This window comes from Psychrobacter sp. Sarcosine-02u-2 (assembly GCF_002836335.1).
Lineage (GTDB): Bacteria > Pseudomonadota > Gammaproteobacteria > Pseudomonadales > Moraxellaceae > Psychrobacter > Psychrobacter faecalis.
The window spans coordinates 13,724-32,366 of the sequence record NZ_PJBX01000109.1 but is presented as its reverse complement, the minus strand read 5'-3'; the positions used below and the strand labels follow the sequence as shown (position 1 = coordinate 32,366).

General features: G+C 43.4%; 13 protein-coding genes. 11 read left to right on the top strand and 2 right to left on the bottom strand.

What is annotated here, in order from left to right:
- Positions 1-81 precede the first annotated feature (81 nt).
- The gene (glnA, locus tag CXF58_RS01570) at positions 82-1,491 is read right to left on the bottom strand and encodes a type I glutamate--ammonia ligase (protein ID WP_102076346.1); all 1,410 of its coding nucleotides are present in this window, start codon (positions 1,489-1,491) and stop codon (positions 82-84) included.
- Positions 1,492-2,164: 673 nt separating this feature from the next.
- On the opposite strand from glnA, the gene CXF58_RS01565 reads away from it, so the two are divergent.
- The 5 genes from CXF58_RS01565 to CXF58_RS01545 all read left to right on the top strand — a co-directional run bounded on the left by CXF58_RS01565 (position 2,165) and on the right by CXF58_RS01545 (position 6,621).
- Positions 2,165-2,788, top strand: a complete 624-nt coding sequence (locus CXF58_RS01565) for an anthranilate synthase component II (RefSeq protein WP_102076345.1) — start codon at positions 2,165-2,167, stop codon at positions 2,786-2,788.
- 120 nt (positions 2,789-2,908) lie between these two features.
- The gene (trpD, locus tag CXF58_RS01560) at positions 2,909-4,027 is read left to right on the top strand and encodes an anthranilate phosphoribosyltransferase (RefSeq protein WP_102076347.1); all 1,119 of its coding nucleotides are present in this window, start codon (positions 2,909-2,911) and stop codon (positions 4,025-4,027) included.
- 129 nt (positions 4,028-4,156) lie between these two features.
- A complete protein-coding gene (gene trpC, locus CXF58_RS01555; RefSeq protein ID WP_068405235.1) occupies positions 4,157-5,044 on the top strand; it encodes an indole-3-glycerol phosphate synthase TrpC in 888 nt (295 codons plus the stop codon).
- Positions 5,045-5,120: 76 nt separating this feature from the next.
- The gene (locus tag CXF58_RS01550) at positions 5,121-5,852 is read left to right on the top strand and encodes a Smr/MutS family protein (RefSeq protein WP_102076344.1); all 732 of its coding nucleotides are present in this window, start codon (positions 5,121-5,123) and stop codon (positions 5,850-5,852) included.
- Between the two features lie 136 nt (positions 5,853-5,988).
- A complete protein-coding gene (locus CXF58_RS01545; protein WP_102076343.1) occupies positions 5,989-6,621 on the top strand; it encodes a DNA-3-methyladenine glycosylase family protein in 633 nt (210 codons plus the stop codon).
- A gap of 59 nt (positions 6,622-6,680) precedes the next feature.
- On the opposite strand, the gene CXF58_RS01540 is transcribed toward CXF58_RS01545, so the two are convergent.
- Complete coding sequence (locus CXF58_RS01540) at positions 6,681-8,633, bottom strand: mechanosensitive ion channel family protein (protein WP_372396351.1); 1,953 nt, start codon at positions 8,631-8,633, stop codon at positions 6,681-6,683.
- A 396-nt stretch (positions 8,634-9,029) separates the two neighbouring features.
- On the opposite strand from CXF58_RS01540, the gene CXF58_RS01535 reads away from it, so the two are divergent.
- From CXF58_RS01535 to CXF58_RS01510, 6 genes are all read left to right on the top strand, one after another.
- A complete protein-coding gene (locus tag CXF58_RS01535; protein ID WP_102076341.1) occupies positions 9,030-10,967 on the top strand; it encodes a TonB-dependent receptor domain-containing protein in 1,938 nt (645 codons plus the stop codon).
- Positions 10,968-11,281: 314 nt separating this feature from the next.
- A complete protein-coding gene (gene ahcY / locus CXF58_RS01530; RefSeq protein WP_068405225.1) occupies positions 11,282-12,706 on the top strand; it encodes an adenosylhomocysteinase in 1,425 nt (474 codons plus the stop codon).
- A 13-nt stretch (positions 12,707-12,719) separates the two neighbouring features.
- Positions 12,720-13,568, top strand: coding sequence for a methylenetetrahydrofolate reductase (locus CXF58_RS01525; RefSeq protein ID WP_068405223.1), 849 nt, complete (start codon positions 12,720-12,722; stop codon positions 13,566-13,568).
- A 173-nt stretch (positions 13,569-13,741) separates the two neighbouring features.
- Complete coding sequence (locus tag CXF58_RS01520) at positions 13,742-14,632, top strand: 16S rRNA (uracil(1498)-N(3))-methyltransferase (RefSeq protein ID WP_102076340.1); 891 nt, start codon at positions 13,742-13,744, stop codon at positions 14,630-14,632.
- A 69-nt stretch (positions 14,633-14,701) separates the two neighbouring features.
- Positions 14,702-16,426 carry a putative bifunctional diguanylate cyclase/phosphodiesterase gene (locus CXF58_RS01515; RefSeq protein WP_102076339.1) on the top strand — a complete coding sequence of 575 codons (1,725 nt, stop codon included), beginning with the start codon at positions 14,702-14,704 and terminating at the stop codon, positions 16,424-16,426.
- Between the two features lie 373 nt (positions 16,427-16,799).
- On the top strand, positions 16,800-18,593 hold the full coding sequence (locus CXF58_RS01510) for an acyl-CoA dehydrogenase C-terminal domain-containing protein (protein ID WP_102076338.1): 1,794 nt from the start codon (positions 16,800-16,802) through the stop codon (positions 18,591-18,593).
- The last annotated feature ends 50 nt before the right edge of the window (positions 18,594-18,643 follow it).

The following is an 18,643-nucleotide window of genomic DNA, read 5'->3' as shown; positions in this document are numbered from 1 at the left end:
CCCGCAAAAAAACCAGCTAAATATAATTTAGCTGGTTTTTCTTATTTAAAACAATTGAGCCTATTAATTATTAATTATTAATTAGCAGCTATAGTACAAATCAAACTCAACAGGATGTACGGTGATATTGACGCGCTGCACTTCTTCTTGTTTCAGCGCGATGTAAGCTTCTAGCATCTCTTTAGTAAACACATCGCCTTTTAATAAGAACTCATGGTCATCTTTTAACGCTTGTAGTGCCACCTCTAAGTTTTCAGCAACCGTTGGAATGAGTGCTTCTTCTTCTGGCGGTAAGTCATATAAGTTTTTATCAGCGGCTTCGCCTGGATGCATTTTGTTTTGAATACCGTCAAGACCTGCCATCAATAACGCCGCAAACGCTAGGTATGGATTGGCTGCTGGGTCAGGGAAACGCGCTTCAACACGTACCGCTTTTGGGCTACTAACGTGCGGGATACGGATAGACGCCGAGCGGTTAGACGCTGAGTACGCAAGCTTGATAGGCGCTTCATAATGCGGCACAAGACGCTTATAGCTGTTGGTCGATGGGTTGGTAATGGCATTTAAAGCACGGGCATGTTTGATAATACCACCGATAAAGTATAGTGCGGTTTCTGACAAGCCCGCATATTCATCACCTGAGAAAGTATTGACGCCGTCTTTTGAGATAGAAATATGCACGTGCATACCAGAACCGTTATCACCAACGATAGGTTTTGGCATAAAGGTGGCGGTTTTGCCAAATTGATGGGCGACGTTATGGACGGCATACTTTAGCTTTTGTACTTCGTCTGCTTTACGAACCAAGGTATTAAAAGCCACGCCAATCTCTAACTGGCAAGGAGTCACTTCATGATGATGGACTTCGATACAACCTTCGCCAATCATATCTTCGATACGCTCGCACATCACTGCACGCATGTCTTGTGAGCTATCAACCGGTGGTACTGGTACATAGCCGCCTTTGACGCGTGGACGGTGCCCCATGTTGCCCCATTCATAGGCTTTATTGGTTGACCAAGCGGCTTCTTCAGCGACGATTTCATGGCTAACACCAGACATATTAACCGACCATTTTACTTCGTCAAAAACAAAGAACTCAGGCTCAGGACCAAAAAAAGCGGTATCACCAATACCCGTTGATTTTAAGTATTCTTCGGCACGGCGAGCAATAGAGCGCGGATCACGGTCGTAGCCTTGTAGCGTTGATGGCTCGATGATGTCACAAGTCACCACCACAGTAACTGCGTCAAAGAATGGGTCGATAAAGGCAGTTTCTGGGTCAGGACGCAAAATCATATCTGAGGCTTCAATACCCTTCCAGCCAGCAATCGATGAGCCGTCGAACATTTTGCCATCTTCCATCACTTCTTCATCAACGCTGTGCGCTGGGAAAGTCATGTGTTGCTCTTTACCGCGGGTATCAGTAAAACGAAAATCAACCCATTTAGCGTTGGATGATTGGATAAGATCAAGTAATTTGTTCGACATGGAAAGTTTCCTTTATGGTTATCGTGGTAATAAAATTGAAACGTGGAATGAAAATTTTAGACGGAAAGTTTTTTTAAAAGTTATTTTTTGCTTAAAGCGCAGCTGATTTTCTGGCGTTAAGCTTTAAGTATTTTTATGAGCCAAATAAATGCAGGTGCTATTTTAGCAACATCTGGCCGATAATGCTGAACTCTTCAAATGCATCTTGGTAAATAATATTACATCGCTTTAATAGCGAGCTATTCACACCTATAAGAATTGCAGCTACCATGCCAACTCATCTTCGAGCCATCAAGTTTTTAAAACTTCCAAAAGCTGAAAGTAATAATTATTTATAATAAATACAAACATTTACATAATATAAATCTTTTATATTAAAGCGTTATTTGCATAGCAATTATTATGTCTAGCTAGCAAACTCAAAGATTAATATATTAAATAACGTCCCATAACAGTGCAAACTTTAGAAGTTTTAACTTAGTAATGCACCTCTATAGGGCATTTATTGCTATCAGCGTGCAACGGCGCTACGTTTGATAGATAACGAAATAGTGTTAAGATAACAGCGTTTAAAATCACATCGCTGTTGAACCTATTAAGTCAAAGATACTAAGCTAAAAACACCAAGCTCAAGACACTAAGTTAAAGTTAAAAAGACTAAGTTGAACAAATAATGATTTTGATGATCGATAATTACGACAGCTTTACCTACAATATTGTACAGTACTTCGGTGAATTGCAGCAGGACATCAGAGTTTGGCACAACGATGAAATCAGTATTGATGAGATTAAAGCACTTGCGCCAGATGCCATTGTTATTGGTCCCGGCCCCTGTGACCCTGACAGTGCTGGTATCTCGCTAGAGGTGATTGCGACCTTTAAAGGCATTATCCCGATATTAGGCATTTGCTTGGGTCATCAGGCAATCGGCCAAGCCTTTGGCGGTAAAATCGTCAAAGCAAGCGCAGTCATGCATGGGCGGTTATCGGCTATTTATCATAATGGTCAAGGCGCTTTTACCAACTTGCCAAATCCAGCCCAGTTTACCCGTTATCACTCATTGGTGATTGAGCAGGCAAGCTTACCCGACTGCTTTGAAGTTAGCGCTTGGACTCAAAATGCTGATGGCAATATCGAAGAAATTATGGGCATTCGCCACCGCGAGTTTGCAATTGAGGGCGTACAGTTTCATCCTGAGTCGATTTTAAGCGAAGCGGGTTATCAGCTACTGAATAACTTTTTACAAACGCATCAATTAGCAGTTTTGTCCTCAGATAATTTACCAAAAGTAGGATAAGCGCTTTAAAAGACGAACCCACTTTTTAATCCAATGAATGTATTTAAACGACAACTATAAAAGATAATAATAAGTGAGAATATTATGACCGCTGCCGCTATGCAGGACAAAAAATCAATCATGAATCAAGATAAGCAAAGCCTGCAAAATGCTGAGAGCATCAATCAGCTGCCAGATGAGAGTATTCATAAGCTTCTGACCACCGCATTAGGCAGGATTTTTCAGCATATTGATTTGACCTTTGATGAGATGTATCAAGTCATGCTCATCATCATGCAAGGCAGATGCAGCGATGCCATGATGGGCGCGATTTTGACGGGCCTGCGGATGAAAGGCGAATCCATCGATGAGATTACGGCTTCAGCCAGTGCGATGCGTGACTTAGCTGCCAATATCAGCCCAAAAGACTGTCATTATATGGTCGATATCGTCGGTACTGGCGGCGATGGCGCTAACTTATTTAACGTATCGACAGCCGCTGCCTTGGTCGCAGCCGCAGCAGGGGCACAAGTTGCGAAGCATGGTAACCGCGGCGTTTCGACCAAATCTGGTAGCTCAGACTTACTTGAGCAAGCCGGTATTAGCCTAACCTTGACACCAGAGCAAGCGCAGCAGTGTATTGAGAATCAAGGGATTGGCTTCTTATTTGCACCCAACCACCATAGCGCAATGCGTTACGCCAATCCGGTACGCCGTGAGTTAAAAGCGCGGACGATTTTTAATATCTTAGGTCCACTGACCAACCCTGCTGGCACGCCAAATCTGGTCATCGGCGTCTTTACCGCCCAGTTATGTGAGCCTTTGGCAAAAGTGATGAAAAATCTGGGCGCGCGTCATGTAATGGTGGTCGGTGCCAAAGATGGTTTGGATGAAATCAGTCTTGCAACTTCAACCACGGTAGCCGAGTTAAAAGACGGTGAAATCTCTGTTTATGAGATGATGCCAGAAGATGCGGGTGTCGAGTCACAAACCTTAATTGGCCTTGATGTCGATTCCCCATCACAGAGTCTTGAGCTGATTCGTGCCGCTTTATCAGGTGAAGATACTAATGACCGCGCTGTTCTAAAAGCCCGTGATATGATTGCCTTAAATGCCGGAGCTGCGATATATACCGCAGGACTTGCCAGCAACTATCCGAATGGCGTGAGCCGCGCCCAAAAAGTCATTCAAAATGGTGACGCTTTGATTAAGCTTGATGACTTAGCCAAATATACGCAGCAATTAGCTGACCAAGCTTAATAAGCTAAATGCCTAAAATTAATAAGAAATACGTGGCTCATAACCTTATTAATCGCAACTATGTATGCAGCCTTAATTTATTAGCCTAATTGTTACCCTAATTTTTTTACCAAATAACGGAATATAGCCATGACCGCCAAGCCAAAATCAGACACCGCGATTCCTTCAGTGTTGCAGCGTATCGTCGCCACCAAACATGAGGAAGTTGCTGCTGCTCGGGCGGCAGTATCGCTTGAGGCATTAAAGTCTCAAGTTGCTGCTGATACAAAGCCCCGTCGCGGTTTTGCCAATGCTTTACGCAGCGCCGATATTGGTGTCATTGCGGAGATTAAGAAAGCCTCGCCGTCTAAAGGAATTATTAATCATAACTTTGCGCCTGCAGAATTTGCTAAGCAATACGAACAAGCGGGAGCCAGTTGTCTGTCGGTGCTCACCGACCGTGATTATTTCCAAGGAGATGACAGCTACTTAATCCAAGCGCGCGAATCTTGCAGCTTGCCGATATTGCGCAAAGATTTTATGGTAGATATTTATCAGATTTACCAATCTTACTTAATGGGCGCTGATTGTATTTTATTGATTATGGCCTGTCTTGATGACGCGCAAGTACAAGAGCTGCATGCGCTAAGCATTGAGCTGGGTATGGATGTGTTGATTGAAGTTCATACAGCAGATGAGCTTGAGCGTGCGCTACAGTTGCCACGTTCAGCGCATAATATTTACGGTATTAATAATCGCGATTTAAATACCTTTTATGTCGACTTACAAACGACGCTTGATTTAAAAAATACCCTGCTGCGCGAATTGGCTATCGATGATGCGCTCGCTGCCAACCCCAATGACCGTCTAGAACGGCCGCTTATTGTCACCGAAAGTGGCATTCATAGCAGTCATGATATTCGTTTGATGCTCAATCATGATATTCAGCATTTTTTAATCGGCGAGCAGTTTATGAAGACCGATCATCCCGGACAAGCGTTACAATCCTTACTTGCGAGCGTCGCAGCACAGGCGTAAAGTAAACCACATCTATTTTATGTACGATATAAATTATTAAATCACTCATTCACTCACCAACGATACGTTAATTATTATGTCAAACTCTCTGTTTTCAAAAGAAATGCAAGACCAATTAAAAGAGCTTAAAGGGCAACTGAGTAAAGGTCGCGATACCAATTCACCAGAAGGTGAAAATGAAAAACCAACCGAACCTGTCTCGCTCTTGACCCAAAAACAAGTCAAAAAAACGGTCAAGCAATTAGATAGCGAACATATCGACGACGATAAAGTGCTATTTATGCAAGCGATGCATGGCGTCAACCAACTAAAAGACAAAAATGTACGCACACCTGCCAACGCCTCTAAAGCGGGTAAGCCTGACGCTGCAACGTTATCAAAACGCGCTGCCGCTCAAGGTAGTGAAGCTGGTGATTTGGGCGCAGGTTTATCAGATATGCAGGCGCTATTAAACCCTGTAGCAGGCGAAGCCTATTTATCCTATAAGCAGCCTACCCTACAAAACAAGATTTTCACCCAATTAAAACAGGGCAAATTGCGCTGGTATGATGCGGTAGACATTCATGGTTGCACCATCGAAGAAGCGCGCGATGCAATGACCCAACTGCTTAGCCAAGCCAAGCAAAACAATGAAACTGTGGTAAAAATCGTCCACGGTAAAGGCTCTGAAGCCATTTTAAAAACCTGCGTCAACGGTTGGTTACGTCAACTGCCAGAAGTACTAGCATTTTGCTCGGCTCCGCCGAAAGATGGTGGCAATGGTGCGGTACTGGTACTACTTAAAAAGACCAAAACCGATAAAGAATAAAATTATAGTTCGAAAAAAAAGGACTGCCATGACGCAGTCCTTTTTTATATCAAAGATTTACCCTCTCGTTTTGTAGTCGCGCTTTGATAAACCTTCCTATCATTTTGCTGCATATTTTTTAGTAAGTGATTTCTCTATGAATATACAAATCATCGAAAATAAACAAGAATTAAAAGCACATATCAACGCTTTGATTGCTCTCGAACCAAAATTTGCGCCTGTTTATGAGCAAGTGGGTGTGCCTGATTTACGCCATAACGCGGGCGGCTTTACGCAAATAATGAGAGCGATGGTTGGACAACAGCTATCAGTCGCAGCGGCGGCCAGCATTTGGCAACGCTTGGTGGATAAAGGATTAACAACACCGATGGCGATTCAAGCAGCGACAGACGAGGATTTACGGGCGCAGGGGCTCTCTAAGCAAAAAATTCGTTATACGCGCTCTTTGGTCGAGCACGATATAGATTTTGCTGCCTTAATAACCCTACCCGATGAAGACGTTATCAACACTCTGACTGCTGTGGTTGGCATTGGGCGCTGGACCGCTGAGATGTATCTGCTGTTTTCATTACAGCGCGCTGACGTGCTGGCAGTCGATGATTTAGCCATTAAAGTTGCAGCGATGGAATTATTAGATTTAGAAGAGCGCCCAACGCCAAAACAATTAAAAAACCTGACCCAAGATTGGTCACCGCACCGTAGCGCTGCCAGCTTATTGTTATGGCAATATTATGGTTTTTTACGTCAAAAAACCGCTATCCCTTTATAAGCCATATCTTTATAAATAAAACGTTCAATAAACCTTAAGCAAAATAACCACACAAAATATTAAGGCTGATTCCATATAGAAAAACCAAATTTCTTTTTGGCGTGTTTAAACTGACCTTTTTTTAACAAACGATGTTTATGCCTTTGTATTTTTTGCTTTTTAGTGGTGTCTTTACGAGCATCTTTTTCACTCGTCGCACTGTCAGCGTTTTTATTTAAATCAAGCGCCTTTTGCTCATCAGCATTGTCGTTATTGGCATCAGTGTCTGCTTCACTCGCATCGCTTGCGTCCACTGCTTCGTTTATCGAATCATCGGTCACGGTTTCTAGCTGAGGTTGTGGCTCAAGCTCGGCTTGATTGACAATCAGCTGCTGCGTTGGCAGCGCATGCTCGACATCGTATTTTTTCACCAGGGTCAACACATCGACCAACAAGTCATCTTGCTTACGATAAAACTCTATCGAGTCGACAGCATTAATATAAGCGCGCAGTTGAATGACGTAGCAGTCTTGGCGCAGCTCTGAAATATTGGCCTGATTCCACTCCTGATTGGTCAGCTCGTGCTCGTCCAAAAATTGATCTAATTTTTTGACCATCTTGAAGACCACATCAATATCCGCATTGCGTTTGATATATAAGTTATGCAAGAAATGAAACATATCCCGCGAGGTATAGTTTTCAATTTGCATCGATGAAAAATCACTATTAGGCACCGTCACAATCGTCCGGTTCAGCGTGCGCACCCGTGATGAACGAATACCGATATCAATCACCGTACCTGCTTGGTTGCCGAAGCTACAATAGTCGCCGATGCGTACTGGCGAATCTGCCACCACCACCACACTGCCGACCAAGTTCTCAATCGTCTTTTGCGCACCTAGTGCCAAGGCTAAACCACCGACCCCTAATGCGGCAATCCCTGTGGTCAAATCAAATCCTAAATTCCCAAAAATGACAATAACGGCAAAGATTAATAATAGCGCTTTGACCACCTTGCGCATCAAACCCAAGATAGAAACTCGCTCGGTATAGTTTTTCTTATAACTTAAATTGACCGCGCGGGTAAATATCGAATCAATAACACGCAGTAATAGCCATGTCGTCGCTACCCAAGAGGCAATGTCGGTAAAGCGCTTAATCGGTTCACGCAGTGTCACTGATATACCAGCATAAACCATGACCTCGGCCAATATCAGCGCCGTGATAACGACGGTCAGTGGCAATATCACATTATTAGGTAAAGGTAACGTCTCACCTCGTAGGCGAGGATAAATCAGTTTTAATAAATAATAGAGCAGCCAAACCACGATGTAAGTGAAGATAAAACTACTGACTATAATGGCTAATGCCGCCAATATATCGGAAATCTGATAACCAAATAGCTTTTTACCATCTAATGAGTCAAGGGTGTAGCGCGAAACCAGCGTCGGCTGATAATTCTCTATCACTTCTGGTATCGAGCTTAGGGTATCGTTTGAAAACTGCCAATACTGCTCGCCTTGCTTAGAGGCCACTCTTTCGAGCACCAGCGGCACACTCTTATCACCGACATTAATCACGCCGACGTTTTCTTGGCTTGGCGGTAGCTGATCGCTTAAATTGCCCTCAGGCGTATTGTTAATTTGCAAATCAGGCTGAAAACGCCCGCCCGCATCGAGTGCTTGCTTAAATTGGCGTACAACGGTGGTTGGATTATCAGACTTGGATAAATTTAGATAATTACTGGCCAGCAGATAGTCGTTATCGCCCAACGCTTTAATAAAGCCTTGTACAGTATGGCGCGGCGTATCACGTCCGAAAGAATCAGGTGTCGACGTGTTGGCCACCTCTTCAGTTTGACCACCCACGCCCAATATGCTGGCTTCGGCAGCAAGCGCATTATGTGAAAAAATGACGCTTAATACGCTCACTATCATCGCAACGAAAAACACCGTTATCATGAGCGGCGTTTTTGTTTTTAAAGATGTAAATGATGAAGATGTCGCAGTACGAGCACTCAGATGACGCTGAATAGACAAAACAAACCTCTTAGCTTTATGAATGGCAGCACAGAAAATAAATGAAATTTGCCACTATAATAGCAATTATTAATCACAGCAATGCGTTTGATTGCATTTTTTTATTACCGTTTAGAATAGGACCTGCTTTTAATGCAGTTGATGCTCATTGAAAGAGCTAAAAAAATACTAGAGATAGCGAAGCAACCTAGACAAACTCCTCGTTCATCATGAGCACCACTCAGCGTATGCTGAATAAATATTAGGACAAAGTGGTTTATAAGTACGTAGCTTTTATAGATAATAAGCGCATGTAAAATTCGTATTACTTTTTGTAATTTTTTACTTTTAGGCTCTCGCTTCTGTAACTTTTTACTTTGTTTAATTTGTCATTCAACTTTGGAATTCAATATGGCTTTATTACGTTCATCTTCGACCACCTATCTGCGGTTGTGTATCTTAAGTGCTTTAGGCGTATGTGCTATGAGTGCCACGGCAGCGACTGTTGATAGTAGCGTTATCAATGACAGCGAGCTGCCACAAGTTGAGCTTGATAAAATTGTCGTGACGGCGACGCGTACGCCAACTAAAACCAGTAATGTCATCGCTCAGACTCGGGTTATTGATAGTGAGGAATTGCAGCGTTATCAGGGTCAAAGTGCACTTGAAGTGCTTAAGCATCAACTTGGGATAAGTCATTACACAAATGGTGGTCCGGGTACTACTTCAAACTTTTACATCCGTGGATACGGTAGCAACCAAATCTTAGTACTTATTGATGGTATTCGCTATAGCTCAATTAGTGCGGGCGGCGCGACCCTTAGCTTATTACCTGCTGATCAAATTGACCGTATCGAAATTTTATACGGTGCGTCAGGTTCTAGTATTTATGGTTCTGATGCCATGGGCGGAGTGATTCAAGTATTCACTAAGGGTGCCAATATCGATAGAAGTAATGTATCAGTAACTACTGGCGTAGGATCGCATAACGAATACTTATATGGTGCTAGTGCTCAGTTTCTTAATGAGAAAGGGACAACATTGAGTTTATCCGCCAATCGTAAAGAGACAGATGGATTTAATGCGACACTACCAAGTAGTTTGCCCTCTCAAACAGATAATGATGGGTTTAAAAGTGACAACTATAGTATTTCATTCGGCCAAAATATTAGCGATAGCTTGAAATTTGGATTAAGTGGACTTTATTCAAAGTCGACTACAGATATTGACGCTTATGATGACTACCTTACTAATGCCCCCGCTTTAAAGAATGCTTTTGCAGAACAAAATAATGGAGCTGCTAGTGCCTATCTTGAGCATTTTGATGACAGTAGCAGTACTAAATTCACTTATGGCTACAGCATTGATGAATCAACAACCTACGAAACGGATGTAAACAATGGCAGTAAATATGATAATAACCAACAACAGATAAGCTTAGTGAGAACTCAGACGTTGCCTATTGGTAAAGCCATTATAGGTGCTGAACATTTAAATCAAGAGCTGAAATCAAATGTATATGATGCTAATGATCGTAAAGTAAAAAGCGGCTTCCTAAGCTATTTAGTCTCGCATAACAATATCGATGCCCAAGCTAATGTACGTTATGATGATTACTCTGACTTTGATAGTGAAACGACTTATAACTTAGGAGCAGCCTATCATCTTACTCCAGAATTTCGTGTAGGAGCTAATTATGCAAAAGGCTTTCGCGCCCCTACTTTTAATGACTTGTATTACCCAAATTCAGGTAACCCTAACTTAAAACCTGAAACCAGCGATAACTATGAGGCATTTATTGAGTACAATACGGGGCTCCAATCCACACGCTTAACCGGCTATCATAATAAAGTTGACGATTTAATTAGTTTCGTTTCAATATTTGATACTGATGGTAAATATGCTGGCGGTAGCAGTGAAAACGTTGATAAAGCTAAAATTAAAGGTTTAACCTTAACATCAGACTGGGTTCTTGATAGCTACTTATTTGGTGGAAGTTATGATTATCAGCAAGCTAAAGATGATAGTGGTAAAGCCAATGACGGTAACTTTCTTGCCATTCGTCCTGAACATAAGGGTTTAATTTACATCGGATATCGCTTACCAAGCTTAGATATTCGTGCTGAATATCAATATGTAGATGATTACTATAGCGGTATTGATAATACTGATAAACAACGTGTTGACAGCTATGGCTTGTTGAATATCAGTGGTAATTACCAATTGACTGATAATTTAACAATGACTGCCCGTTTAAACAATATTACTAATAAGAAATATGTGACTTTGCCTGGTTATAATACCGACGGCACCAACTTCTTCACCTCACTCACCTATAACTGGTTCTAAAAGTATTTAGCTTCATAACACAGCATGTATATAAATAATCAAGGCTATCAATCGATGGCCTTTTTTTATGACTTACCCACTTATTATTTATATCAGCCAATAGGTGACAAATTAATCCTCATCAATTACAATAACGACCTCCGAGAGGTGTTGCGCCATAATCATCGATTACTGCACTTAAGCTTTATTGCTTTGCAAATCAATCATTATGTTAGGCTCGGTTAACTGTTTATTACCATTTTTGGTTATGAGCAGCGCAAATAACGGCACCTGCGTTTTTATTCTTTTTATCTATTAACTGATAGGAGCATATTATGGACGCAGTGTCTAACACCCCATCTGCCCATACGATCGACCCCTCTTTCACTGACTATAAAGTCGCCGACATCAGCCTTGCTGATTACGGTCGCCGTGAAATCACTTTAGCTGAAGCCGAAATGCCTGCCCTGATGGGTTTACGTCGTCGCTACGAAGCCGACCAACCGCTTAAAGGCGCAAAAATCGCTGGCTGTATCCACATGACTATTCAGACGGCTGTCCTTATCGAGACGTTAGTTGCGCTCGGTGCGGAAGTACGCTGGACCTCATGTAACATCTTCTCAACTCAAGACCATGCTGCTGCGGCGATTGCTGCTGCTGGTATTTCTGTTTATGCTTGGAAAGGCGAAACCGAAGAAGAGTACGAGTGGTGCTTGCGTCAACAAATCCACGTTGGCGGCGAAGCGTCCGGTCAGCTTTGGGATGCAAACTTAATCTTGGACGACGGCGGTGATTTGACTGCTTTGATTCATAACGATTATGCCCAAATGCTTGATAACATCCATGGTATCTCTGAAGAAACTACTACAGGTGTCCATCGCTTAGTTGAAATGCTGGGTAAAGGTACGCTAAAAGTACCGGCTATCAACGTTAACGACGCGGTTACCAAGTCTAAAAATGACAATAAATACGGCTGCCGTCATAGCTTAAATGACGCCATCAAACGTGCTACCGATATGTTCCTTGCTGGTCGCCGTGCGCTAGTCATCGGCTATGGTGATGTGGGTAAAGGCTCAACGCAAAGCTTACGTCAAGAAGGTATGATTGTCCGTGTATCAGAAGTTGATCCTATCTGTGCTATGCAGGCGTGTATGGACGGCTATGAAGTATTATCGCCTTACATCAACGGCGATAACACTGGCGGCGCAGAAAACATCAACACTCGCCTATTAGAAGATACTGACTTAATTGTTACCACTACCGGTAACTATCACGTTTGTGACAAACATATGTTAGCCGCGCTAAAACCGGGTGCGGTCGTCTGTAACATCGGTCATTTCGATACCGAAATTGATACGCAATTTATGCGTGACAATTGGCGCTGGGTTGAGATTAAGCCACAAGTGCATCAAGTGTTCCGCTCGGATGACGAAAACGATTATTTGATTTTGCTTGCTGAAGGTCGCTTGGTGAACTTAGGTAATGCCACTGGTCACCCATCGCGCGTGATGGATGGCTCATTTGCTAACCAAGTATTGGCACAAATGTATCTGTTTGAAGAAAAATTCGCTGAGCTGCCAGTCGATGAGCGCTTTGATAATTTATACGTTAAAGTGTTACCGAAAAAACTTGACGAAGAAGTTGCGGCGGCAATGGTTGCAGGCTTTAACGGTACATTGACGAAACTGACTGAAAAACAAGCCGAGTATCTAGGCGTACCTGTCGAAGGTCCGTTTAAGCCTGACGCTTATAAATACTAATAGGAGTCAGACTGTGACTAAGCCTGCTTTCTCCTTCGAGTTTTTCCCAGCCAAAACCGAGCAAGGCCATGAAAAGCTCCTCAGTACTTATGATGAGCTCAATAAGCTATCACCTGCGTATTTTTCGGTGACTTATGGGGCTGGCGGTTCAACCCGTGGCCGTACGTTAGATATCGTGCAAGCGTTGTGTGCGCGCGGTGACACGGATATTGCGCCGCATATGTCTTGTATCGGTGATGACAAAAGTCAAATCGCTGAGCTACTCGATCTTTATAAAAGTTTGGGCATCACACGCTTGGTTGCCTTGCGTGGTGATTTACCGTCAGGTCAGGTCGGTATGGGTGAGTTACCGTTTGCCTTAGACTTAGTAAAGTTTATCCGCAAACATTCAGGCGATCACTTCCGTATCGAGGTCGCAGCCTACCCTGAGATGCATCCGCAAGCACGTAGCTTTGAATTTGATGTCGACAATTTGGTGAATAAATACCAAGCGGGCGCCAATGCGTCGATTACCCAGTTTTTCTATAATGCCGATAGCTATCTATATCTGCGTGATACCTTAGAAAAACGCGGTATTGACACGGTAGCGCAGCCTTTGGTCGCTGGCATCATGCCGATTACCAACTCAAGCAATCTCGTACGCTTTGCTGATAGCTGTGGCGCTGATATTCCGCGTTACGTGCGTAAGCGCTTGGCGGATTTTGGCGATGACCGTGCTGCTATTCGTGAGTTCGGCTTTGATGTCGTTTATCGTTTGTGTGAGCGTCTAATCTCTGAGGGCGTACCTGCCATGCATTTTTATAGCATGAATAAGGTTGAGCCAAACAAGCGCTTAGTCGAAGCACTCGGACTTATTGCTTAAATATTTATCGAATGTATTGTTAAATGACTGGCGTTCTTAGGGGCGCCGGTCTTTTTTGGTATGGGAATTGCATTTATGCCAATTTTACTTATGACAATCCCTTTACCCACCCAAATGATATTCTGCTAAGATATTGAAAAATATCATGACTCCCATTATAGGAATAAGTAATTTTGCGACGTTTCTTTTATGCCACTAGTAGCGACAGCAGTGATAAAAATGCCCCAACCTACCCACAACTGAGCACCTTAGCTATCGGTGCTAACGTCGAGTTGACCGAAAGTATTGTCCATCATTGGTGCCGTGTACTGCGCGCCAATATCGGCGACACAGGTATTTTATTTGACGGTTTTGGCGGTGAATATCAGGTACAGCTCAATAGCATTAGCAAAAAACACGCCACTGCGACGTTATTATCACACCTAGAAACTGACCGTAACGCCGCTATCTTAACTAAAATCGGGCTGGTAATGAGTCGCGGCGAGCGCATGGATTACGCCATTCAAAAATCTACTGAGCTTGGTGTCACCGCTATTCAACTGCTCGCCAGCCACCACGGTGAGGTCAACCTAAAACCTGCGCAAGTGGAGAAAAAACTGGCACACTGGCAGCAAGTGGCGATTGCCGCCTGTGAGCAATGCGGCCTTAATCGCCCGCCCCTTATTCTCGCGCCATTATCGATTGATGACTGGCTGTCAAATATAGCGGCCAACGAAAACGACAAAGAGATGGCAGTTAGCCCAATCGTCGCTGAGCTAAGTAAAGATGCCTACTATCAAGCATTACAGCAACCAGCAGATTTACGTCTGCAGCTAAGCGTGCCAGCAGCAGGACAGCCGCTGATGCCTGAGGTGCTGCCCGTCGTTTTGAAACAACAGACGCCTTATGTTGAATTACTAATCGGACCTGAGGGCGGGCTCAGCGCTGATGAATGCGCCAAAGCTGCTGACGTTGGTTTTGCAGCGTGGCAAATTGGACCAAGGGTGCTGCGTACCGAAACTGCGCCTGTCGTTGCCCTAGCGACATTGGCTTCGTTGGCAACCCTGCACACCTTAAATATGTAGGCATCAAATTGCCATCGCTACATCGCCACATCGCCATTTATTATTCAATTTGATGTTATGAGTCCTATTATGACCGATTTTACCCCTATGCCAATATCGGATAAACAGCAATTATTGGTCAAGCTGTGCGAGCAATTTGAAGACGCTATCTTTATATTGGACGACAAACTGCGCTATTTATCCGTTAATGCGAACTATGAGCTGATGCTTGGCTATACAGAAAAATTTTTACTTGGCCGTCCGCTTGGTATCTATGCAGCCGAGTTTTTGTCTGAAGAAGAGCAAGGTGTGCTTAGAAATCTGATTAACAGTTTAGACAGTACAGGATTTTGTGAAATCGATTTTTCCATGGCAAATCGCTATGGCGAAATACTTGACTGTCATATCACCTATCGCAAAATTTACTTAGAAGACACCCCTTATTACGTTGGTACCATACGTAATATGGCGACGTTGGCTAAAAACAGAAAAAAGGTCGCCCATCTGTTAAATTATGACCAGTTGACTGGACTGCCAAACCGTAAAGTATTTTTAAGTCAGACCAGTGAATTGTTAATAGAAAGCTATCAAGAAGTGGTGGTCGTGCGTTTTAACATTGACCGTTATCGCAACCTTGCTATCTTATTGGGACCAGATGGCATCAACAAACTGGTAGAAAATTTTGTCTTACGTATCACCGAGTTGGAGCTGGAAAATTTACGCTGTTTTTCCCATTTTGGTGGTGACGACTTTGCTTTATTATTCGAATGTAATGATGTCAACATGGTGCGCCATCAATTAGACAGTTTAATGCAAATGTGCGAGCGCCCTTTTTTCTTAAATGACAGCATGGCAAAAGAAGCCCATGTCTATTGTCATATTTCGGTTGGGGTCAGCTATTTTCCTGAAAACGGCAATGAGTTCATCGGCTTATTGACCAAGGCTGAAAAAGCGTTGAATTACGTCAAGCAGCAAGGCGGCGATGATGTCTGTTGGTATCATAAATCGATTAACGAGAGGAATGCACACGATATACAGTTAGAGTCTGAGCTTAGGACGGCCAGCAACGAATGTCAATTTGTGCCTTATTACCAACCAAAATTCGCCTTAGATACGGGTGTGATTAGCGGTTTTGAGGCGTTGGTGCGCTGGCAACACCCTACTCGCGGCTTACTAAGACCCGCCGATTTTATGGATGCCGTCATTTCTCATAAGTTATCGTTTGAGCTGTTTTCACAAATGGCGAACCAAATTGCCAAGCAATTGACCGTTTGGCAAGATTTGGGCTTTGAGCAGCACATCTGTATCAACGCCGATGCGGCCGAGTTTAGCCATCCTGATTTTTTTGACTTGGTCAGTAACTTGTTAGACAGGCATAAACTTGCCGCTCACCAACTGCACATAGAGGTGACCGAATCTTCATTGATACAGCGCCATGCCAATGTCAAAAAACAACTGGATTTACTTAAAGAACTTGGCATCTGCCTGGCGCTCGATGACTTTGGTACAGGTTTTGCCTCGTTAAGCTATTTACAAGAATATCCGTTTGATTTTATCAAAATTGACAAAAGCTTTATCTCTAAGATTACCAATGACCGTACGCAGCGCGCCATTGTTAAAGCGATTTTGGATTTAGCAGAAGCGCTTGATATGCACGTTATCGCCGAAGGTATTGAAAACGAGCAGCAACGCGATTTACTGCTTAGTATGGGTTGTCAGTACGGTCAAGGTTATTGGTTTGGTAAACCGATGACGGCGGACGAGGCAACTAAGATGCTTATGCAGCAACATTTGTCTAAAAACGACCGTCCTTAGGATTATCTATTAAAGCGAGATTTATTAAAGCGATATTGTTTGAATTTTTCTACTATTATTATTAAATAATGCTTAAGTTTTTAGCGTATAAGCTCGATGATATATAGGATGCAACACAGGTTGATGACTTATCAGTATTGTCACCAAACTTGTATATTTGCCAGTGAACGCCTATCTTTTACCAAGAATTTACGAATACAATCATAATTCTTTTTCACTCTTCTCAATTTATTTCATATGATCGGTGTTGTTGTCCGTTATTGATACAGACAAACCCTTTAACAGTAAATAGTTGGCAACTCAGACTATTCATAATAGTCGATGACAGTTGCTGTTTTACTGCCGGTCGCATCCTAAAAAAGGACAGGAAGTTATGCAATATAAAGCGCCCCTACGTGATATCCAATTCGTGATGCATGAGTTACTTGACAGCGAAAGTCACTACAAAACCTTACCAGCGTTCCAAGAAGCGGATCGTGAGTTGATGGACAGTCTGTTTGAGATGGCGGCAAGCTTTGCGGAAAATGAGCTGTCACCATTAAACCAAAGCGGCGACGCGGAAGGCTGTCATTTTGACAACGGCACTGTTACCACGCCAAAAGGCTTTAAAGAAGCGTATAAAGCTTATTGTGAGCTTGGCTTCCCAGCCTTGTCTGCTGAAGAAGCATTCGGCGGTCAAAACATGCCGTTCTCATTATCAACAGTTATCAATGAGATGGTTGGCACGGCGAACTGGTCATTTTCTATGTATCCTGGCCTATCACATGGCGCGATTCAAACCATCGAGCACCATGGTACTGAAGAGCAAAAACAAACTTACCTTGAAAAAATGGTCACCGGCGAATGGTCAGGTACTATGTGCTTGACTGAAGCGCATGCGGGTTCTGACTTGGGTATTATCCGCACCAAAGCTGAGCCAAACGATGACGGCACTTATAGCATCACTGGTCAAAAAATCTTTATCTCAGCGGGCGAGCATGACCTAACCGACAATATCATTCATATCGTCCTAGCCCGTCTACCAGGCGCGCCTGCTGGCACTAAAGGCATCTCGCTGTTTATCGTGCCTAAAGTCATGGTCAACGCAGACAGCAGCCTTGGCGAAAACAACAACGTCGTTTGTGGTTCTATCGAGCACAAAATGGGTATCAAAGCGTCAGCGACTTGCGTGATGAACTTTGATGGCGCAACTGGTTATTTGATTGGCCCAGAAAACCGCGGTCTACAGTGCATGTTTACCTTTATGAACGTGGCCCGTATCGGTACCGCCGTTCAAGGTTTAACGGCAGCAGAATATGCGTTCCAAGGCTCATTAACCTATGCCAAAGACCGCTTAGCGATGCGTTCATTATCAGGGGCAAAAGCACCAGAAAAAGTCGCTGATCCTATCATCGTTCACCCAGCCGTTCGTAACATGCTATTGACCGAAAAAGCCTTTGCTGAAGGCGGTCGTGCCCTCGTTTATTACCTCTCACACTTTGCGGATACTGTTGCAAAAGGCGAAGGCGATGATCTTAAATTTGCTGACCAAATGCTGTCACTATTGACACCGATTGCTAAAGCATTCTTGACTGAAACTGGTCTAGAAGCGGCTAACCATGGCGTACAGGTTTATGGCGGCCACGGCTTTATCAGCGAATGGGGCATGGAGCAAAACGTCCGTGATACCCGTATTGCTTGCCTCTACGAAGGTACCACTGAAATCCAAGCGCTTGACCTACTCGGCCGTAAAGTATTGGGCTCACAAGGTAAAATGCTGGCCAACTTTGTCAAAGTTATCCAAACTTTCTGCGAAGAAAACAAAGACAACGATCAAATGGGTCAATTTATCCGCCCACTTGCCAAACACGTCAAAGAATGGGGCGATTTGACCGCGCGTATTGGCATGCAAGCGACTGAAAACCCAGATGCAGTTGGCGGTGCGGCTGTTGACTACTTATACTTTAGCGGTTATGTCACGCTAGCTTATTTATGGGCGCGTATGGCATTGGTCGCGCAAACTGCATTGACTGACGGCACTGGCGAAAAAGCCTTTTACGATGCCAAAATCAAAACAGCACAATTCTACTTTGCAAAATTATTACCGCGTACTACCACGCACGTACAGCGCATCAGCACAGGTGTTGAGCCGTATATGACCATGGACGTTGATCAATTTGCGTTTTAATGTATAGAACGTTGCAAGTGTAGTATCTATTTTAATAAGCAGTTCCTATC

Coding starts and splice junctions, on each gene's coding strand:
- CXF58_RS01535 (WP_102076341.1), top strand. CDS start 9,030: ATGGCTTTATTACGTTCATCTTCGACCACCTATCTGCGGTTGTGTATC.
- trpD (WP_102076347.1), top strand. CDS start 2,909: ATGAATCAAGATAAGCAAAGCCTGCAAAATGCTGAGAGCATCAATCAG.
- CXF58_RS01550 (WP_102076344.1), top strand. CDS start 5,121: ATGTCAAACTCTCTGTTTTCAAAAGAAATGCAAGACCAATTAAAAGAG.
- CXF58_RS01565 (WP_102076345.1), top strand. CDS start 2,165: ATGATTTTGATGATCGATAATTACGACAGCTTTACCTACAATATTGTA.
- CXF58_RS01515 (WP_102076339.1), top strand. CDS start 14,702: ATGACCGATTTTACCCCTATGCCAATATCGGATAAACAGCAATTATTG.
- ahcY (WP_068405225.1), top strand. CDS start 11,282: ATGGACGCAGTGTCTAACACCCCATCTGCCCATACGATCGACCCCTCT.
- trpC (WP_068405235.1), top strand. CDS start 4,157: ATGACCGCCAAGCCAAAATCAGACACCGCGATTCCTTCAGTGTTGCAG.
- glnA (WP_102076346.1), bottom strand. CDS start 1,491: ATGTCGAACAAATTACTTGATCTTATCCAATCATCCAACGCTAAATGG.
- CXF58_RS01545 (WP_102076343.1), top strand. CDS start 5,989: ATGAATATACAAATCATCGAAAATAAACAAGAATTAAAAGCACATATC.
- CXF58_RS01510 (WP_102076338.1), top strand. CDS start 16,800: ATGCAATATAAAGCGCCCCTACGTGATATCCAATTCGTGATGCATGAG.